The organism is Litorilinea aerophila (assembly GCF_006569185.2).
Lineage (GTDB): Bacteria > Chloroflexota > Anaerolineae > Caldilineales > Caldilineaceae > Litorilinea > Litorilinea aerophila.
In genome coordinates, this window is sequence record NZ_VIGC02000002.1 from 78,159 (window position 1) to 98,008 (window position 19,850).

General features: G+C 63.5%; 15 protein-coding genes. 11 read left to right on the plus strand and 4 right to left on the minus strand.

Going from position 1 to position 19,850, the window contains the following annotated elements:
- The first annotated feature begins 106 nt into the window (after window positions 1–106).
- A complete protein-coding gene (locus FKZ61_RS01615; protein ID WP_141608322.1) occupies window positions 107–3,259 on the plus strand; it encodes a M23 family metallopeptidase in 3,153 nt (1,050 codons plus the stop codon).
- 25 nt (window positions 3,260–3,284) lie between these two features.
- Here FKZ61_RS01615 and FKZ61_RS01620 read toward each other — a convergent pair whose 3' ends face one another.
- The 3 genes from FKZ61_RS01620 to FKZ61_RS01630 form a co-directional block, all read right to left on the minus strand.
- The gene (locus FKZ61_RS01620) at window positions 3,285–4,271 is read right to left on the minus strand and encodes an alpha/beta hydrolase (protein ID WP_170199067.1); all 987 of its coding nucleotides are present in this window, start codon (window positions 4,269–4,271) and stop codon (window positions 3,285–3,287) included.
- Between the two features lie 139 nt (window positions 4,272–4,410).
- Window positions 4,411–5,751 carry an LCP family protein gene (locus FKZ61_RS01625; protein ID WP_229964093.1) on the minus strand — a complete coding sequence of 447 codons (1,341 nt, stop codon included), beginning with the start codon at window positions 5,749–5,751 and terminating at the stop codon, window positions 4,411–4,413.
- Between the two features lie 295 nt (window positions 5,752–6,046).
- On the minus strand, window positions 6,047–8,626 hold the full coding sequence (locus tag FKZ61_RS01630; protein ID WP_141608325.1) for an NHL repeat-containing protein: 2,580 nt from the start codon (window positions 8,624–8,626) through the stop codon (window positions 6,047–6,049).
- Window positions 8,627–8,913: 287 nt separating this feature from the next.
- Between FKZ61_RS01630 and FKZ61_RS01635 the strand changes: the two genes are divergently transcribed.
- Together FKZ61_RS01635 and FKZ61_RS01640 are read left to right on the plus strand one after the other, a co-directional pair.
- The gene (locus FKZ61_RS01635) at window positions 8,914–9,204 is read left to right on the plus strand and encodes a hypothetical protein (protein ID WP_211358359.1); all 291 of its coding nucleotides are present in this window, start codon (window positions 8,914–8,916) and stop codon (window positions 9,202–9,204) included.
- Between the two features lie 178 nt (window positions 9,205–9,382).
- The gene (locus FKZ61_RS01640) at window positions 9,383–10,003 is read left to right on the plus strand and encodes a YigZ family protein (RefSeq protein WP_141608326.1); all 621 of its coding nucleotides are present in this window, start codon (window positions 9,383–9,385) and stop codon (window positions 10,001–10,003) included.
- Window positions 10,004–10,033: 30 nt separating this feature from the next.
- Here the strand turns inward: FKZ61_RS01640 and FKZ61_RS01645 are convergent, their stop codons facing one another.
- On the minus strand, window positions 10,034–11,992 hold the full coding sequence (locus FKZ61_RS01645; RefSeq protein WP_141608327.1) for an ATP-binding protein: 1,959 nt from the start codon (window positions 11,990–11,992) through the stop codon (window positions 10,034–10,036).
- Between the two features lie 273 nt (window positions 11,993–12,265).
- Between FKZ61_RS01645 and FKZ61_RS01650 the strand changes: the two genes are divergently transcribed.
- The 8 genes from FKZ61_RS01650 (at window position 12,266) to FKZ61_RS01685 (ending at window position 19,843) form a co-directional block, all read left to right on the plus strand.
- Complete coding sequence (locus tag FKZ61_RS01650) at window positions 12,266–13,180, plus strand: dolichyl-phosphate beta-glucosyltransferase (RefSeq protein WP_229964094.1); 915 nt, start codon at window positions 12,266–12,268, stop codon at window positions 13,178–13,180.
- A 71-nt stretch (window positions 13,181–13,251) separates the two neighbouring features.
- Complete coding sequence (locus tag FKZ61_RS01655) at window positions 13,252–14,520, plus strand: glycosyltransferase (RefSeq protein ID WP_141608328.1); 1,269 nt, start codon at window positions 13,252–13,254, stop codon at window positions 14,518–14,520.
- 85 nt (window positions 14,521–14,605) lie between these two features.
- The gene (locus tag FKZ61_RS01660; RefSeq protein WP_211358360.1) at window positions 14,606–14,953 is read left to right on the plus strand and encodes an STAS domain-containing protein; all 348 of its coding nucleotides are present in this window, start codon (window positions 14,606–14,608) and stop codon (window positions 14,951–14,953) included.
- 70 nt (window positions 14,954–15,023) lie between these two features.
- Complete coding sequence (locus FKZ61_RS01665) at window positions 15,024–16,292, plus strand: PP2C family protein-serine/threonine phosphatase (protein ID WP_141608329.1); 1,269 nt, start codon at window positions 15,024–15,026, stop codon at window positions 16,290–16,292.
- 3 nt (window positions 16,293–16,295) lie between these two features.
- The gene (locus FKZ61_RS01670; protein ID WP_141608330.1) at window positions 16,296–16,811 is read left to right on the plus strand and encodes an ATP-binding protein; all 516 of its coding nucleotides are present in this window, start codon (window positions 16,296–16,298) and stop codon (window positions 16,809–16,811) included.
- Window positions 16,812–16,884: 73 nt separating this feature from the next.
- On the plus strand, window positions 16,885–17,211 hold the full coding sequence (locus tag FKZ61_RS01675; RefSeq protein WP_170199071.1) for an STAS domain-containing protein: 327 nt from the start codon (window positions 16,885–16,887) through the stop codon (window positions 17,209–17,211).
- A 162-nt stretch (window positions 17,212–17,373) separates the two neighbouring features.
- Window positions 17,374–18,642, plus strand: a complete 1,269-nt coding sequence (locus FKZ61_RS01680) for an oligosaccharide flippase family protein (RefSeq protein WP_170199073.1) — start codon at window positions 17,374–17,376, stop codon at window positions 18,640–18,642.
- 25 nt (window positions 18,643–18,667) lie between these two features.
- Window positions 18,668–19,843, plus strand: a complete 1,176-nt coding sequence (locus FKZ61_RS01685; protein WP_170199075.1) for a polysaccharide pyruvyl transferase family protein — start codon at window positions 18,668–18,670, stop codon at window positions 19,841–19,843.
- The last annotated feature ends 7 nt before the right edge of the window (window positions 19,844–19,850 follow it).

A 19,850-nucleotide genomic window follows, 5' to 3' on the forward strand; every position in this document is an offset into this window, starting at 1 on the left:
CCCCAGGCCATCCTGGCGTACATGGCCGCGGCGGACACTCCACTCCCCGCCGCGGCCCCTCGGGTCGGCGGTGAGCCCGATACCCAATTCACGGGGAGAAACCAGCATGCTGAGAAACCTGCCCTTTGTCGGCTCCTATCCCATTTTACAGGGCTTTGGCGATAACCCAGAGGCCTACCAGGCGATCCGCTGCGGCGGCCAGCCCCTGCGCGGCCACAACGGCATCGACTACGCCACCCCGCCCGGCACGCCCATCCAGGCAGTCTACGAAGGCGCAGTCCTGGAGGCCCGGGAAGACCCCGGCGGTTTCGGCCGCTTTGTGCTCCTGGGCCACCGCTGGGGGCAAAGCCTGTACGCCCACCTGGCCGAGATCCAGGTGCAAAAGGGCCAACAGGTCCAGGCCGGCCAGCCCCTGGGCCGGAGCGGCGCCAGCGGCAATGCCAGCGCGCCCCACCTCCACTTTGGCATGCGCATCCTGCCCTTCAGCATCCAGGACGGCTGGTGTGGCTTCTCCGATCCCCTGCCCTACCTCCAGCGGCTGACCCAGCCCCGGGGCGCCATCATCGGCCCCCACATCATCGGCGGCATTCCGCCCCACCTGGAGACCCTGCGCCGCTGGCAGCCCCGGCTGGTGCTGGTGTTGGACCCCAACCCGGACGAGGTACGGGCCCTGCGCCGGGCCTGCCCGGACACGGTGATCGTAGGGCGGGTCTTCGTGCCCGACGCCGAAGTGGATCAGCGCATCCGCAACGACCCCGAAGCGGCTGCGCGCTGGGCCCACGAGCGGATCCTGGCCCGCATGACGCCCGACGTGGACTACTGGCAGCTGGCCAACGAAGTGCTCCAGACCGCGGACGGCCTCCCCCTGCTGAATCGCTTCGAGCTGGCCCGCATGGCCCTGGCCGAAGAGGCCGGCTATCGCTGCGCCATCCTGGGATTCAGCGTGGGCAACCCGGATCTCCCCGAAAACGACCGCATGGCCCACTGGCGCCTGGTCTACCCGGCCCTGGAGCGGGCAGAGGCCAGCGGTCATGTGGTGGCCGTGCACCAGTACGGCATGCCCGACCTCTGGGGCCCCAATCACCTCTACGACTGGTACATCCACCGCCTGGAGCACCAGGTGCTGCGCCGCCTCCCCTTCAAAAAGCTCCAGTTTGCGGTCACCGAATTTGGCATCGACGGCATGATCCAGGGCCAGACCGGTGGCTGGCAAACCTTCACCGATGCCGACGGCTACGTGGAGCAGCTCCTGCGGGCCGGCCGCTACCTGGAACGGTTTTCCGGCCGGGTGCTGGGCTACGCGGTCTTCACCCTGGGGCACTTCCACCCCTGGGGCACCTATGACATTGCCGGAGAAGCCGCGACGCTCCTGGCAGAACGGTCCCAGCGGGGCACCTGGAGCCAGATCAGCATCGACAGCGTGGACATCGTCCCCGGCGAAACCGACACCACCACCGACCCGGGCGGCACGGCCACCGCGCCGCCAAGCCCTGGCCCGGGTCCAGGTGAAGGGGGCGGCACAGAACCAGAACCGGACGGCGAAGAACCCGCCGAAGAACCCGGGGAAGAGCCTGGCGGAGGCACCGAGGAAGAGCCGGGAGGCGGCCAGGAGCCGTCCCCGCCGCCGGTAGAGCGCCGGCTCAGCGAGAGCTTTGACGCCTATCACATGCGCATCTGGTCCCTGGAAGAACGGCCCGACCAGCAGGAGCCCCTTGGGCCGGGCGACATCGTCTACCTGGTGAAAGATGTCTTCACCACCGTCAACGGCTCCTGGGAAGTGAGCGGCCAGCCCGGCTCGGTGCCCCAATGGGCCCGGGACGCCTACCTGCGCCCCGAATTTCTGGAGGCCGGCGCCGACCATCACCTCTTTGCTGCGGTCATCGGCCTGGACGGCCAGTTGGTCAAGAATCACGAGATCCTCTTCTGGTCCGACGGCTTCGAGCGGCTGGGCGATCCCAGCTACAACGGGTACATTCGGGAGCGAACCAAAGAAAGCTCCGGGTGGGCCAACCTGTTCATGTCCAGCAGCAGCTCCTTCTCCCCAGAGCGGGGAGAGTCCGGCCCGTGGTGTTGGGCGCCGGCCGGCGCAGCCGAGGTGATCTGCGGCGGTGGCCTGCCCCTCAACCACCACGTCTCCACCTTCGTGGTCTGGCAGGCAGTACGGTGGGAAGATCTGGAGGCCGGCCTGGGCGAAGGCGGTGCAGAAGAAGGCGAACAACCCGGCGGCGAGGAGCCCGGTGGTGAACAACCCGGCGGTGAACAACCCGGTGGCGGAGAACCGGGTGGAGAAGAGCCCGGTGGCGAAGAACCCGGCGGCCAGGAACCGGACGGCGGCACGCCGGCACCCGGTGGGTTCCCCATCACCCGCAGGCTGAGCCCGTGGGTGGAGCACTACAACCTGCGCATCCAAAGCCTGGATGCCCGTCCCGATCATCCCCAGGGCGACATCGTCTATCTGGTCAAAGACATCTTCACCACCCGGGATGGTTCCTGGGAACCGTCGGACCAGCCCGGCTCGGTGCCCCAGTGGGCCCGGGACGACTACCTCAAGCCCTTCGGCGCGCCGGACTACTTTGACGATGCCGGTGGCGACCACCATCTGTTTGCCGCGGTCATCGGCCTGGACGGCCAGCTCATGCGGGGTAAGGAGATCGTCTACTGGTCGGACGGCTTCGACAAGCTAGGGGATCCCACCTACAACGGCTACATCTACCGCCAGACCAAGGAGCAATCCGGCTGGGCCAACATCATCACCGGGCCGGGCAGCAGCTATGTGCCAGAGCGGGGGGAATCCGGCCCGTGGTGCTGGGCCCCCACCGGTGCTGCAGAGGTGGTATGCGGTGGCGGCATGCCTTCCAAGCACCATATCTCCATGTTCGTGGTCTGGCAGGCCGTTCGAAGAGAGGACCTGGGCGGCCAGCCCGCGGGTGGGGAGGACCGGGATCACAGCATCTTCCTGCCCTTCGTCTCTGCCAGCCCGGCCCCCCTCCGGGCCGGCGATGTGGGGACAACGCCGGAAGCGGCCGCGGCGGCCATGCTCAACGTGGTTCGCAGCGCCGCCTGGAGCCGGCTGGGCATTGAATTTGACCCGAATTCTGCCCTGGCGACCTATGCCCGCCAGAACGGGCTGGGCATGCCCGTCACCCAGGAATTTCGTGTGGGCGACTTCCGGGTCCAGGGGTTCCAGGGGGGCATCGTCTTCGCGCCGGCTGTGGAAGGCGAGGGGATGGTCCAGGGCGTCCGCCACATCCCCTGGTGACGGTGTACCATGTACCGTAGTACAACTACGCCGGGAGCAGGGCTTCCAGGAGGATGGGATAGACCCGCTGGACCTGCTGCAGGGGTTGGGCCGGGTCCATCAGGTCGTGGATCAACTGCCATTCAGCCGGGAATGGGCGGTGCTGCACAGAGGCGCCGTGGCCTTGCCACCAGGTGGCCACCTGGAGCGCCACCTCGTTGCGCACGGTGCGGTCACAGGGATTGGTCACCAGGGTGATGGAACGGGTGGCCGGTGGTCGGCGCCGGGCAGCCCGTTGCACCAGCAGACTCAGGCGGAGCAGCGTGGCAACTCCCCGGCTGGCATATCCCGCATAGGCATGGTCTGGACCGGGCGCGCGCTCCCGCTGCACAGGATCCCACCAGCGTTGGGTGTTGGGCCAGAGGGCAAAGAGATGGGCCGCCAGGGGAGTCAGGGACTGGGGGATGGCGCCCAGCCCAAAGGCAGGCGACACCAGCACGGCCCGGGCCAGGTCGCCCCGATGCTGGGCGGCCCACCCGGCCAGGACACCGCCAAAGGAAAACCCCAGCAGCAGAACCTCTTCACCCAATCCCCGGGCAATGTCCAGGGCCGCGGTGGTGGCAGCCGCCGCTTCCTCGGCAGTCAGGCGCGCCAGGGCTGTAGGCAGGCGGGTGGCCAGGCCGTGGCGGGGCAACCGGGGGATCAGGACGTTGTTCCCCCGCTCAAAACATTCCCGAGCCAGCAGATGAAATTGATGGGGACAATTGGTGAAGCCATGGAGGAGGACGACGGCCCGAGGGGTGGGCCGTCCATGGTCCAGGAACTGGGTACGACAGACCGGGTGCAGGGGCAGAGTGGACTCGGCCGCTTGGATGGAAGCCAGCCGGGCCAGGGCTTCACCATAATTCCGGGCTGGCCGGGAGACCGGCGCCGGACATAGACGGGTCTCCCAGGCGATCCGCCACCCCAGGAACGATGTGGCGGCCAGGCTCCAGAGGAGCCATGGGATGGGTACTCGTGCAGTCTGGCGCAAATACCACGGCAGAAATTCCGGGTGCCCTCTGGGCGCGCTACCGCCGGTGGAACCTATCGGTGAATTTCTGTCGGGATTTACTCGTTTCAACGGCAGGATCCTTCGCAACCAGGCCGGCCGTTCCCGCCCATGGATGGGCTCAGCGGATGTGGGCCAGAATGTCCCGCCCCACCACGATGCGCACGTCCACCGGCGCGGACGTGTTCAGTCCATGGAGGCTGGAGAGGTTGGGCTGCAGATCCAGGTCCGCCCCCACCTTTTCCACCAGCTCGTCCGGCACCCCGTAGTTGATGACCAGGGTGCGCCCATAGTCGGAGCGGTCGGCATCGCCGATGGAGACCACCTGCCAGCCGCGCGCTTCCAGCAGCTCCCGGGTTCGGGCAGCTACGCCGGGCTCGCCGGTGCCGTTCAAGATTTCCACCCGTACCCAGGCCGGGTCCGCACTGGCCTGGGCGACCGTCGTGCCGTTGCCGCTGTGGCCCGCGGTGTTGAAGAAATCGGCCAGGGCGGCCCGCACTTTGGCCCGATCCGGCCGCAAAATCCAGGCGCCTTCTGCGCTGTAGGTCTCCTCACCGAAGCGATTGTCCAACACCAACTGGCGCACCTCGTTGAGGGAGACATCCTTGATGTAGTTGGCCAGCTCCAGCTGCATGGGCATGGGGATGTCGGTGTCGATGCTGTTGCGCATGGTGTAGAGCAGCTTGGGCAGCCGGGCCAGCAGGGTGGGCAACATGTCGCTGCGCATGACCTTGTCCACCACCGCCCGGATCACATCCTGTTGGCGGCGGGCCCGGCCATAATCGTCATCGACGTGACGGGTGCGCACATATTTGAGGGCCGTGGCGCCATCCAGGTGCTGAAGGCCCGCGTCCAGGTGGAAAGTCTCCACGCCGTAGTCATCGGTGGGGAATTCCTCATCGTGGATGGTCTTGGGGACCATCACGTCCACGCCCCCGATGAGGTCGATCAGCTCCACAAACCCCTGGAAATTCACCATCACGTAGTACTGGACGGGCTGGCCGATGAAGCTGCTGACCGTATTTTTGACCAGTTGGGCGCCGCCACCCTGGTACCCCTGCAGCTCGCCGATGCTGTAGGCGGTATTGATTTTGGTGGTGATGTCATAGCCCGGGATGGGCACCCAGAGATCCCGGGGCAGGGAGAGCATGCCCAGGGTCCCGCTCTGGAGATCCAGGGAAAGGAGGATGATGGTATCGGTGCGGGGGATGTCCTGCTCGCCAGGACGGCCGTCGGTGCCCAGCAGGAGCACGTTGATGGCCGGCTTGGGTGTGTCCACCGTGGCGGACGTCACCTCCGGCTGCTGCTGGGCATCTGCCGTTGCGTTGTTCTCGGGGGCTGGTTGCTCGGTCACGCTTTGCAACGAGGCCGGTGCCAACATCTCAAACTCGGGCAGATTGGCCAGGGGTGAGCTGTTGAGGATGCGCAGGCGTGCCCAGTCGTAGAGGCGGTTGCTGAGCAAAAGCGCAAAAGTCAGGACGAAAATAACGTAAAAGACAGAGCCAGCAATGGCAAGTCGTCGGTAAAGGGTCGTCCGCTCTCCGGGTGGACGACCCGCCGGTTTCCGGTCCATCGCCTCGTTGGTTGAATCAGGACGCTGCATAAACCATGCCATAATGAATTTCATTATAGCATAGGCCTGGCGAGAAGGAGCAAGTTTGGGGGGCAATAGAAGCACGAACCTGGACAGGAAACCGGACTGCTGTTTTGAAAACTGTCATGCCCGGTGAATTCCGGAAGGATGCCAGATGCGCAGATCAGTCGATAAGGGGATGTCGGTAGAGGCCGGACCGGGTCAACAGATACATCTGCTTGGCCACTTCGTCCAGGTAAATACCCGTCAGGCCGCGGAGTTGCTCCCCTTCGGGGGACTGGAGTTGATGCCGGTAGGTGCCCTCCTTGTCGAAGACCAACACCCGCTGGTTCGCCCCGTCCACCACAAAAATCGAGCCCTGACCTTGGGTGGTGATGGCCAGATCGCTGGGTTCCTGGGCTAGCCCCACACTGTCTTCCAGGGAAAAGGGCACCTGTTCGCCAGAGTTATAGCGCAGCAGCCGGCCATCTTCGAACAGGAACCAGATGTCGCCGTCGATCCGCATGGAGACCAACCCGGCCAGGTTGACCTGGGTCTGGGGAGCAAACCAGAGGTGAGGGGCCACATCGTAGCGCCCGGCCGAGTAGCGATAGATCTCACCGGTCTCTTCATCGGCCAGATAAATCCGCCCCAGATAGGTCTCCACCTGGTCAATGGCGCGCCAGTCTTCCTCGCCGGCAAACAACAGGCGGGTGGGGCCCGCCACCCGGGGGTCGTAGCGGAAGACGTGGTTGTTGCGATCTACCACCAGGAGGCTGGCCCGATCCTCAAAGCCCGGCACCAGGGGCAGCCAGGCCATATCAGCCAGTTCGCCCACCGTGGTGCCCTGGATCACATCCCCCTGGGCGATCACCGGCTCGCCCTCGGGCTCCACCACCACCCCCAGGGCGGGGTCAAAACGATAACGCCGGATGGCCTGTCGTCCCCGATCCAGGATAAAGATGTCTTCATTGACGACCACCAGGCGGGTGGGTAAGGCATCGGGGGGGAAGGTCAGGATGGGGTCGGTGAGTCCGTAGAGGAGCTGAACCTGGAGCACATCCTGAAGATCCTGTTCAATCTGGGCGGCCAGTTGATCACGCCGTTCGTCACGGCCGTCCAGTGCGATGGCTTCCAGCAGGAACTCCTGGGCCTCGGCCAACATCTGGCGGGCGGTCGACTTGTCGCCCAAATCCAGGGCCGTCCGCGCGCTGAGCAGCCGGGCTTCGGCTGCGTCGGTCAACTGGACCGCCTCGGCCCGACGGTCGGCGCCATCCCCCCAGTAGACGGCAAAGGTGGCGATGGGGACCAACACCAGGATGGCCAGGGCCAGGAAGAGGAAGAGACGCGCCCGGGCGCCCCGGGTAGGCGCGGGCGGCGTGAAGGTCATGGGTGGGATGGAGGCCAGCGGCCCCGAGGCGGGATCGGCCTGCCCGTCCTCGGCGTCCGACTGGCGCGTCGGCGGCGGGCTCTCCGCTTCACCTGTTCCCTCGACCTCCTCGTCAACCGGGAGGGCTTCCCCCACCCAGCCTGCTGCCTCCATGTCGGTTACCTGGTCGGTTACCTGGAGGTCTGCCCCTTCGGCCAGGACGTCGTGGTCCATCCCCGGGGAGAAGGCTGGGGACAAATCCTCCGCCGGGGTCGCGAAGGCCCCCTCCGCCCCGTCGCCTGTCTCCGCAACACCCTGTCGGCGCTCCGGCAGGGTCCTGGAAAGGAGGGTGCGGAGCTGGGACCAGCCGGCCTGCAGGGCAGCCAGGAGGGCGGCCGCCAGGCGCGCCACGCTTTGACGGCCAGGCAGTGGGACGTCTTCTCTCGTCTGGGGTGGATCCATGTCCTCTACGGCCGCTGCGGGGGAGCCTGGAGCCGCGGGCGTGGGGCTGGCACGGGCGGTGGCGGCCGGCGCCACGGAGGAATAGGAAGTCGGCGGGGCCGACGCGGCCACCGGGGCCACGGCCGACGGACCCGTCGGGGGAGCAGTAGGCGGCATACGCACCGGCGGCAGGGTGCTGAAGCTGGTGGGCAGCCCGCCCAGCCGGGGACGGCGGGGCGGCGTGGGGCGCGGGCCGGTACCCGACGGCGGCGGCGACCCCACAGATTCCAGCACGGCCAGCAGGCCGGGCAGGTCGGCCCCTCCACTCTGGGCGTAGAGGTCACCGGCAGCGTCCATGCAGTTGTCCACGGTGACGTAAGCCACCACGCCAGCCAGATAGCGCACCGGCACCCGGTCCAGCCAGGCGCCTGCGCCCACGAACATCACGTCGTGGGCCCGGACCTGCTGGCGAAAGACCTCCACCTGGGGCTCGGCCTCCTGGAGCTGGTCCGGGGTGAGCCGCATCAGCTCCGAGGGAAACATGTGGACTTTGTCATCGGCTTTGACCAGGGCGAAGGCAGACCCGGTAGTGGCGACCATCAGCCGATCGTGGAGCAGGGCCGCGCACAGAATGCCGACGGAGCTCGCGTCCACGTTGGGAAGTGCCAGCCCATGCTGGCGCAGGAGGGCGTAGGCCTGGCGCACCGCCTCGGTCATCACCTGGGACTGGCTGCCCCGCAGGGTGTAGTAGGTGCGCTGCATGACGCTCAGCAACCTGTCCGCAAGGGCTTCCCGGTCGGGCATGTTGGCTGGCAGCTCCACCAGGGCGTATAGATTGCCCCGCTGGAACTGCCGGGTATCTGGCGGTGGTTCCACGACTCGGACGCCCACAGGCTGGTCGGCCTGGGGACTCATCAGGTAGGCAATATGGGTGATCGGTCCAGATGAGTGCATAGGCAGCGTGTTCCTGGCAATGGTCGACCATGCAGCAGCACGGCCAACGGGGTCCCGTGTCCGGCCTTTCAGCGTATATTCAACCCACCGGGCCGGTCAGGAATAAACGTGGAAATTCTAACCCGCGTGGCAGAGAATGTCAACGCACCCGCGTTTTCCCGCGTTTTCCTATTTTCGGGGATTTTTCAATTCTCGCCTGGCAAATCTATAATTCAGCCGGCAGTTCTATGGCTGACCATTGGCTATCCTGGATCATGACAATTCTGTGAGGTTAAAAGAAAATCACCATGGCCACCGCGCGCTGTATTGAATGTGACGAAGAAATTGAGCTGGGCACCAGGGTTCGTCTGGGCCTCCAGGTCACCTGCGAAAACTGTGGTGCGGAACTGGAAGTCGTCAGCGTCAATCCACTGGAACTGGACTGGGCATACGAAGAGGATGAAGAGTGGGACGAAGACGAGGACGAAGAGTACGACGATGATGACGACTTCGATGATGACGATTACGACGATGACGATTACGATGACGACGATGATGACTACGATGATGACGACCTGGACGAGGGGCGTTGGAATTGAGGCGTGAATCCCGGCAGGAACTCGCCCGTAGCACCCCGTTGCGGGAGCGCAGGCAGATTTCCGCCGTGGTCATTCTGACTTCCCAGCCAAAAGGGTCTCATCATTGTACCGGTGGCCGGCCCCATTCGGCAATGGGGCCGGCTTCAGGCCCAGGGGCGGTCGGCCGGGGGGCGTGCTGATGGCTCCGGGCAGTCGCTACCCGATTCCGGCCCAGACTCACCGGGTGGAAGAGGAAATCAAGCGGAGTCGTTTCATCACCACCCTGGGCTACACCCCCACCGTGGAGGCGGCCCGGGACTTCATTGCCCAGGTCAGCGCGGAGTTTGCCGACGCCAGCCACAACTGCTGGGCCTACGTGGTAGGTCCACCGGGCAGCACGGCCCAGGTGGGCATGAGCGATGCGGGGGAGCCCCACGGCACAGCCGGGCGGCCCATGTTGACCGTCCTGTTGCACAGCGGCGTGGGCGATGTGACCGCGGTGGTGACCCGCTACTTCGGCGGCACCCTGTTGGGCAAGGGAGGGCTGGTCAAGGCCTACAGCGGCGGCGTCCAGCTTGCCCTGGCCAGCTTGCCCACCGTGGAAAAGGTGCCGACGGTGACGCTTCAGGTGGTGTTGGACTACGCGGCAGTCACCCCGGTGAAGCGACTCCTGCCGGCCTACGAAGCCGAAATCCTGGACGAAGGGTATGCGGCCCAGGTCACCTACCGGCTCAAAGTGCCCGAGGAACAGGCTTCCCCCCTGGTCCAGGCCCTGACCGAGTTAACCCACGGCCAGGCAGAGGTGGATGTGCTGGGCTAGATGGGGGCTGCTCCATCGGCCTGTTCACTGTCACCGCGACGGCGCAGGGACTTCCTGGGGCGGGGAGTACTGCACCGGAATGTGGCACTGCACGTGGGTGCCCTGGCCTGGGACACTCTGAAAAATCAGGCGCCCGCCGTGGGCCTCCACGATAGCCCTGGCCAGATACAGCCCCAGGCCCGTTCCCGGTATCTCCCCCTGGCGGGCCGCCTGTCCGCGATAAAAACGCTGGAAGATCAGGGGAATCTCCTCGGCCGATACGCCGATGCCTTGATCCTGCACTTCCAGATGCCACGCGCCATCTAAATAGCGGGAGCGCACCCGCACCTCCTGCCCATCCTGACTGAACTTGATGGCATTGCTGAGCAGATGCCGGAGCACCTGCTCCAGCCGTTCCGGATCCCCCTCGGCCTGATGTCCGGCAGGCCAGTCATCCTCCACAATCAGCTGAAGGCCCCGGCTGGCAAGCTGGGGTGCCAGGGACTGACAGACCTCCTGCACCAGCCGCTGCGGCTCAAAGGTGCGCACCTTGAGCCGCAGCGTGCCCCGCTGGATGCGTGAAACCGTCAGCAACTCCTCGATGAGCTTATCCAGGCGCTGGGAGCTCGCATACACCATCTCCAGAAAGCGGTGTTGCAAATCGTTCAAAGGACCCGGGTGCTCCGTCAGCAGGGTTTCTGTCCACCCCATGATGGAGGCCAGCGGGGTACGCAACTCGTGGGAGACGGTCGAGACGAAGTCGTCGCGCAGGCGTTCGTACTCCTTGCGCTCGGTGATATCCCGAATGGAGACGGTAAACTGACGTCGTTCGGCCAGTTGAAAGGGTTGGATGCGCATCTCCACGGGAAAGACCCGTCCACCCCGGGTGATCCCCTGTAAATCCAGGAAGTAGCGCGGATCCTCCCGATATTTGGTGTCCAGGAAATCCTGCAGATCAGTTACCGGTTGGGTAGGGCGGCAGAGGGGTGCCAGTAAGATCCAGAGGGGCTGGCCGACCAGCTCCTCGGCCGGGTAGTCAAACAGGTGGGTCACCTGGGCGTTGACCAGGTTGATCACGCCCTGCTCATCTGTGGTCACCACACCCTCATCCACCGTGTTGAGTACTGCCGTCAGGGTGTCGATGGCATCCTGCCGCGCAGAGACATCGTGTGCGGCGCAGATAACCCCGTGGACCTGACCATCCGGCTGAATCACCGGCCGGTAGATGGTATCGTAACTGCGATGATCATAGCGTACCATCACCCTGCGGGTCTCCCCGGCAAAGGCAGCACGGATGTGCTCCAGGACGTCGGAATAGGAGTACAGTTCGAAGACAGAGCGCCCCAAAAGCTCCTCGGGGACAATGCCGTGGTGCTTTAGTCCCGAACCTTCCACCACCTGAAAGCGCCCCTCAGCATCCATGGCCAGCACAATGGACGGGATGGATTCCATCAGCGAACGATAAATGTTGCGCACCCACAGGGTCTGACTATAGGCGGCTTCGATCCGCTCCCGCTGAAGGCAGGCCTGGCCGGCCTGGGCCAGCTTGCGCAGGATGGGTGCCAGGCTTTGGAGCAGGGCCGCATCCAGGGGCGCTGTTGGACATGTGAGCACCAGCCAGCCCAACTCCTCCAGAGGCAATAAATGATAGAACCCACCCTGCCGAGTCTCTCCCTGTCGGGGCAGGGATGCCCACCATGCGACCGGGCTGGCCGCCTGCCCTTTCCCACCAGCCAGGAATTGCTCGACAACCTGTACGGCTACGTTTTCTGCCGGACTTTCCGGCAAGGCGCAGAAGGCTCGACACGGCCCCAGGCCGGAGTCCAGCAAATAGACGGCGACGGCGGAACAGTGTAGATGACGCTGGATGGCCGCCAGGGCCTGGGCGAACATGGCCCGGGCATCCAGGCTGACGTCGATGGAAAGGCACAGCTCGTACAGGAGCTTTTCGGGTTTCGCCTCGGGCGAAGGGGCGGTTCGCCCGGATGTTTCGATCGTCTGCATGTCCATGATGGCATCCTACCTGGATTGTCTTGTTGGGGGGGCGAACCATTGCTGCCTGATTCTCCACTGCCTACATTGCTTTGATGATACTAGAAATAGAGAGGGTATGGACTACAGAAATTGACCGGAGCGGATACGCCAATTTGCGGATGTTACGCATGCGCTTTCGGTACACCATAAAAGGAGCCTGAGGCAGCCCGGTTGTGCTCCCACGGATGGCGGTCCATGGCAATCTGCGGAGCCGAAAGCCGGTAGAGAATCTGGGATGGAGAAACAGCCATGGTGGAACAGAGAACGGAACCCCAAACGCTGACCCGTAACGGCCTGGCCTGGAGCCAGGGCGCACCAACCCTGGAGGGCGGGGTGGCGGATCCCGCCTGCCCGCCAACGAACCAATCCTACGGCAGCCATCCCATGGCCGGAGGGATGGAGGACCCCTACGCCCGTTATCTTCGCTGGAAGACCCAACCGTTGCAGACGACACCGTATCTGTCGGTCGTCATCCCAACCTACAACGAGGCAGAGCGAATTGTGCCGACGATTGGGGCTGTGGCCTCCTACATTTGTCACCAGGATATCCCCTGGGAACTGATCGTCGCCGATGACGGCTCCAAGGACCACACCGTCTCCCTCTGTGCCGGCCTGGAGCTGGCCAACCTGCGCATTCTCAAGGCGGATCAAAATGGCGGCAAGGGAAGCGCGGTGCAGCGTGGCGTGTTGGCCGCCCGGGGCGCCCGAATCCTTTTCATGGACGCGGACAATTCAACCCCCATCGAGGAATTGGAGCGCTTCATGCAGTGCATGGACGACGGATATGACGTGGTTATCGGCTCCCGGGCAGCGGCAGGGGCCCAGGAGGCCCACCGGACGTGGCTCCGTCAGCTCATGAGCCGGGTCCTGCGCACCCTGATTCGCCCGGTCCTCGGCCTGACTATCCGGGATACCCAGTGTGGATTCAAGCTATTCACCCGGGAAGCTGCCCGGGCCATCTTTCAGAAGCAGACCATCATGGGTTTCTCATTCGACCTGGAGATCCTCTACCTGGCCCACAAATATGGATTCAAAATTGCCGAACTGCCGGTCCACTGGGTGGATGCCCCGGGCTCGAAAGTGGACAAATGGAAGGAAGCTCGACGCTTCCTGAAAGCCATCCTTCAGATCAAATGGAACGATTACCGGGGGCTTTACGGCTGATGGCAACCTAATGCGGGAGAGCGGATATCGGAGAGAAAGAACCATTCAACCAAAGGCACAGAGGAGGGCCCATGCACATCGCCTTGATCACCACCTATCCCCCAGGACGGGGTAGCCTGAACGAATATGCCCATCACTTCGTTCGTGCCCTGCGAGGCAAGGAGGAGATCCATCACCTCACCCTGCTGGTGGATGAACTCCCCCATGGGCAGGCGTATCCCCAGCCGGAGGACCGGCCGGGGCTGGCCACCCTGGAGATCGTGCCCTGCTGGCGATTCAACGATCCGGCCAACCCGTGGCGAATTCTGCGGCAGATCCAGCGAGTCCAGCCGGATCTGGCCCTGTTCAACCTGCAGTTTGCCAGCTTTGGTGACAAAAAGATCCCGGCCATGTTGGGCCTGATTACCCCCATGTTGGTGCGCCTGGCCGGCTATCCCAGCATGGTCCTGTTGCACAACATCATGGAGACGGTGGACCTCCGCAGCGCAGGCTATGCCCGGCACCGGGTGCTGGAATGGCTCATGCGGGGAGCTGGCACCCTGGCCACCTATGCCCTCCTGCAGGCTGACCTGGTGGCCCTGACCATCCCGAAATATGTGGAGATCTTCCGCACCAAATATCGGGCCCGAAACGTACTGCTGGCGCCCCATGGCAGCTTTGATGACCAGGTGGCCATGCCCTCTTTTGAAACGCCGCCAGGGCCTCGCCGGATCATGGCATTTGGCAAGTTTGGCACCTACAAGCGGATCGAAGTGATGGTCGAAGCCCTGGAGCGGCTGGAGGAGCGAGGCTACCGCGATCTGGAACTGGTCATCGCGGGCACCGACAGCCCCAATGCCAAGGGGTATCTGGATGAGATGAAACGCCGCTACGCCCATATCTCCAACTTGCGGTTCCTGGGCTACGTCCCCGAAGAGGAAGTGGCCGACGTCTTTCGCTCTGCTACCGTGGTGGTCTTTCCCTACACCAGCACCACGGGGAGCTCCGGCGTCCTTCACCAGGCGGGCAGCTATGGGTGCGCAGTGGCCCTGCCCAACATCGGCGACTTTGCTGAAGTCATCACCGAGGAAGGGTACACAGGCGAGTTTTTTGAACCCAATGATCCCGATAGCCTGGCCGATGCCATCGCCCACCTGTTGGACGACGAAGAGCTACGACAGAGCATGGGCATGCGCAACTTCCTGGCCTCCCGGGGCCTTCCCATCGCGGACGTGCTGGACTGGTATGTGTTGCACTTTCAGGAGCTACTGGCCAAACGGGGTCGGCGCCACACCGCCACCACGCCGGCCCCTGTCAGAACAGCCAGCGCCGGCAGCCAGGTAGAGCAAGCCCGAGGATGAATACCCGAAATGAAAAAGCGGGGAAGAAGCGTGCAAGCCTGTAAGAACGCAGGGGAACAGAGAACGTAAAAGGAAAGGAACGACCATGAACCAGCTCGAGATGCAGCCCACCAGCCAGACGGCCGTGGTACCCATCGCCGGACGGTTCGATGCCCACCAGGTGCCCCATGTCCAGAAGACGCTGGCCTCGGCGTACGCCAGCGGCGCCCACACCATCATTGTGGACCTCTCAGAAGTCAACTTTGTCGATTCCAGCGCCCTGGCCACCCTGGTCCAGGCCATGAAACGCTGTCGGGAGCAGGATGGAGAATTGATCCTGTGTGGCGTGCGCCAACCGGTGCGGATCATCTTTGAATTGACCCGGCTGGACAAAGCTTTCCGAATTTTTAACAGCCTCGAAGAGGCACAGATGGCAGCCGTCCAGGCTGGCTAGACCATCCAGGCAACATAACCAACCTACCATCGTCCGATAACCAACCCGTAGAGCAGAAGGGAGATTCGGTTTGAATCAGATTCAGCAGATCAATACCCAGTGGGCCGTTGCCCCCGCCCTGGAAGTGCTCGAAGCGCCCCAGGAAGCAATATTCCCGAAGGCGCTCCAGGAGCAGGTACAATGCCAGCCCCAAGCCGCCAAACATATCCTGATCGTGGAGGACGACGTCTCCCTGCGAGAATGGATTGAATTCGAGCTCACCTTCGCCGGCTACCAGGTGACAACTGCTGCCGATGGCCTGAGCGCCCTGGCGGCCTTGCAATCCATGCCGACGCCGGACCTGATCCTGCTGGATGTGCAGCTTCCAGGCATGAACGGTTTCGAGATCTGCAACACCATCCAGCAGTGGCCCGAAACAGCCGGCGTGCCTGTGATCTTCCTCACGGCCCGGGGAGCCCTGGAAGACAAGCTGCAGGGCTTTGCGGTCGGCGGGGTCGATTACCTGACAAAGCCCTTCAAGATGGCCGAATTAAAGGCTCGCATTCAGGCGCTCCTCCGTTCCCGGGAACGGCAGCGGACCCAGCTCCTGAAAGAGGCCGCGCAGCACCTGGACGAGGAGATGGCGGAGGCAGCCCTGATCCAGAAGGCGTTGATGAGCCGGCCGCCGGCCAACCTGCCAGGGCTGGACATCTATGCCACCTGCCGGCCAGCCAAAGCGGTAGGCGGTGACATCTACGACATCTACGTACAGTCAGGTTCCCACCTGCACCTGACGGTGGCCGACGTCAGCGGCAAGGGACTGGCCGCAGCCCTGATCACCGCCCAGGTCCGTACCATCCTGCGGGAGGCGACCCGCACCCTTGCCTCACCCGCTGCGGCCCTGGCCCACGTCAACGCCCGCCTGTACGAAGATCTGGCAGCGATCGGCAAATTTGTCACCATCTTCGCGGGCACCTATGTGCCGTCCGAGTGCAGCCTGCGCTATGCCAACGCCGGCCACTCTGTGGCCATCTACCGACCATCCGAGGGTCCTCCCCGGATCCTGGAGCCGACAGGCATGCCCCTGGGCATCCTGCAGGATACCCAATACGAAGAGGCGGTCCTCCCCTTTGCCCGCGGGGACTTGCTGGTGGTCTGTTCCGACGGGTTTCCGGAAGCTTTCAACCCGGCGGGGAATATGTTTGGCTATGGTCGGCTCTTACGCATCCTGGACGATGTCGCGCCGGAGCACACCGCAGCAGAGATCGGCGCGGCCCTGCTGGAGGAGGTATCGGCGTTCATGGGCCATTGTGAGCAATCTGATGACCAAACCTTGATCGTCATCAAGGGGGCAGGATGAACTATGACAAGCATTGCATCCCGAAGCATGGTCTTGCCGACCCAACTGTCACGCCTCGTTGAGCTGGAGCAGGTGATTGCCGAAATGCTGGCGTATCTTCCGCCCCTGGCCAATGCGGAGGCCGTCCAGTATAACGTGGTGCTGGCCCTCCATGAGCACTGCGTCAACATCGTCAAGCATGCCTATGGCGGGCAGGAGGGCCAGTTCACGGTGATCTTCAACGTGCAGTGTGATCCCACCTGCATCCAGATCGACACCTACGACACGGGCCCCTGTCAGTTCAACGCCAGCGGCTGGCAGCCGCCCGACCTGGAGGAGCCACCCCTCCATGGGCTGGGCATTTTCCTCATGCGCCAACTCATGGACCTGGTGGAGTACGAATTGACTGCCCAGGGCAACCACTGGCGGCTGGTGAAATATCTGTCCACAGCCGCCGACGCGGCTGCCGTCGATGCCGTAGAGGCAGACGAGGGGCCAGGGAGCCAGGAGCCCATGTTTCAGCTCCCATGCGAACCCTGACGAAACACAGAGCGCGCGCCAGCGGGAGCCAGCGAACGAGGACACAGCCAGCGATACAGAAGGAGAAATGACCATGCAGCTACAGGTAGATGAACAGATCCGACGAACCATCCAGGTAAAAATCCCAGGCCGGCTGGATATCGTCAGCGCGCCGGAAGTGAAAGAGCAGTTGGAGCGATACCTGGCCGAGGGCGTGACCGATTTTGTGATCGACCTCTCGGAAACTCCATTCATGGACAGTGCCGGCCTGGCGGTCCTGGTTTCCTTGTTGCGCCGCTGTCGGAACCAGGGCGGCACGGTCAAGCTGGTCTGGCCGCGCTCCGAGCATGTCCAGCGCACCCTCACGTTGACGCGCTTTGACCAGGTCTTCGACATCATCGGCCGCGAATCGGCTGGTTGATGGAGCGCTGGCCTGTGGCCCACAGAAGAGAGGGGCACATAGAAGAGTGGAGGCGAAAAAGGGATAATGCTCAAAGAGGCCCATCCTCCCCTGCCGGGGATAGAAGCACACCAAGAACGGTCAGCGGCTGCTACCGCGCTGCCACACTCGACCAGGGCACCGGTGCGCCCGTCCCTGTGGAAGGGCAGCACGCTGCTCTTTATCAGCGCCACCGTGGTCAACGGGGGAAATTACCTGTTCAACCTGCTGCTGGGCCGTTGGCTGGGGCCCGCCGCCTTTGCCGACCTGAGCCTGATCGTGACCCTCTTCCTGGTGGTCTCCTTCCTGACGGCCGGGCTCCAGACGCCCACAGCTCGCTTCGGCGCCATCTATGTGGCCGACGACGATCTGCAGGGGCTGGCCGGTTTCCATCGCTGGGCTCGACGTTGGGCAGGCTGGGTTGGCGTGGTGCTGATGGCGGTGTTTGTCCTGGGGGCGGGTCATTTTCAGGCTTTTTTCACCACCGCTTCATCCTGGATCTTCATCATTTTTGGCCTCTTTCTGCCTTTCTACATCCTGCAGGGCGTGGATCGGGGGCTGCTACAGGGATGCACCCGTTTTGGCCGGCTGGCCCTGACCTATCAGGTTGAAATGTGGTCCCGGCTGCTTCTGGGCATTGGACTGGTCCTGCTGGGCCTGGGGGTACAGGGGGCCGTACTGGGGCTCGGCCTTTCCTGCCTGGCCACCTGGTTGGTCGCCCGGGCCAGCGTGGGGCGTCTGCCAGAGGCGCCGCCCATCCCCGCCCCGGTACGCCGGGAGGCGCTGCTCTTCGTTGCGCCCGTTTTGGTGACCCAGTTGGGCCAAATTTTGATCAACAACAGCGACATCTTAATCGTCCGTCGCTTTTTCACCGCTGAAGAGGCGGGCGCCTATGCCGCCCTGGCCCTGATCGGGCGCATGGTCTTCTTCGCCACCTGGTCCATCGTGACGGCCATGTTCCCCATCGCGGCCCAACGACACCATCGGGGGGAATCCCATCGCCCGCTTTTTTATCTGTCCATGGCAGTGGTCCTGCTGGTCTCCGGGGCCATCATCGGGGCGACCTACTTTTTCGCCCAGGAGATCGTCCAGGTGCTCTTCGGCGCTACCTACCTGACCATTGCCCCGTTACTCTGGCTCTATGGGGTGGCCACCCTGTTTTACGCGCTGGCGAACGTGGTGATCAACTACCGCCTGTCCATCGGCAATACCTTGGGCACCTACCTGGCCATTGGCGGTGGCGTTGCGCAGGTGTCCTGCCTGTGGCTCTGGCATGAGAGCCTGGCCCAGGTTGTTTGGATTCAGATCGGCCTCATGGCGGGGCTGCTGGTTCTGCTGCTGGCCTGGGATGGTTTTCTCTCCCTGCGGGAGTGGATGGGGCCCACCTTGCCCAGCGCCAGGGGTTCGCGCTAAACAGACAAGAAGGATGCGCACAAATATGCAAAATAAACGAATTCTCTTCCTGGGCACCCACGCCCAAATGAATATCGGGGATGAACTGCTGCTGGAGACCTTCCTGAACCAACTGGGGGCAGAGAATCTCTACTACATCAACTCGTACGATCCTGCCTTCACAGCCGCCCAACTGGCCGATCGGTTTCAGGTGGAAGTGTTCCACACGGTCAAAGAACGCAGCAAGCTAATGCGCTATCTGGGGCAATGCGACCTGCTGTTCTTCGGCGGCGGCAGCATCATCAAAGAGCTCTATCCATCAACAGGTCGGCATCCCTATTCTACGCTCCTGATGGTGCTGGCCCTGGTCTCTGCGGCCAAACAACTGGCCCGGAAGCCCATCATCATGAGCAATATCGGGGTGGGCCCCCTCATGAGCCAGCGTGGCCACCAGCTGGCCCGATGGATCTTACGCCAGGTGGACGTGGTGACCGTTCGGGATGAAAAATCATATGAGACCTGCCGCAGGCTGGGTGTTCCGCCGGAACGGCTCCAGTTGGTGCCCGATGCTGTCTTCGCCAATCCGCCGTCGGTTTTTCTGGACGGTGTGGCAGACAAGGAGCGCCCCCGTTCGGCATCTGACAGCCCTGGCCTGCTGAAAATTGCCCTGAACCTGAACTACGACATTGAAAACCCCAGCAATTGGGAAACCTTCCGCCAGAATCTGGCCGATGGGCTCCACCTCCTGGCCGAAAGGCACGAGCTGGAGATCCACGCCTTGCCCATGCAGTCCCACTTCAAGACCATGCACGATGCCCGGGTGCTGGACGAATTCCAGGCTCTGATTCCCAGCCTGCCCTTCCGCCGCCACGCCATTCAGAATCATCAAGATGTAGCCCGGGTGCTGGCCGAATGTGATATCCTGATCGGTGAGCGGCTCCACGCGCTGGTGATTGCGGCAATTTTAGGCATCCCGTTTTATGGGCTATTGTATGATATAAAAGTGCGGGAATTGGTGAAAAGCCTGGGCATGCAAGCCCACGCCGTTGATATCAATCGCCCCTTCGATCCCGCCGTGCTGGCCGAAGGGGTGGAAACGGTGTTGCAGCGACAGGAGCAGATTGCCTGTCACCTGCAGCAGCGCAGCAGTGCGTTTCGCCAGGAGCTCCAAACTTATTTTGCCAGCCTGGAAGAGCGGCTGCCCCGGACTGTTGGACGATGAACAGGTG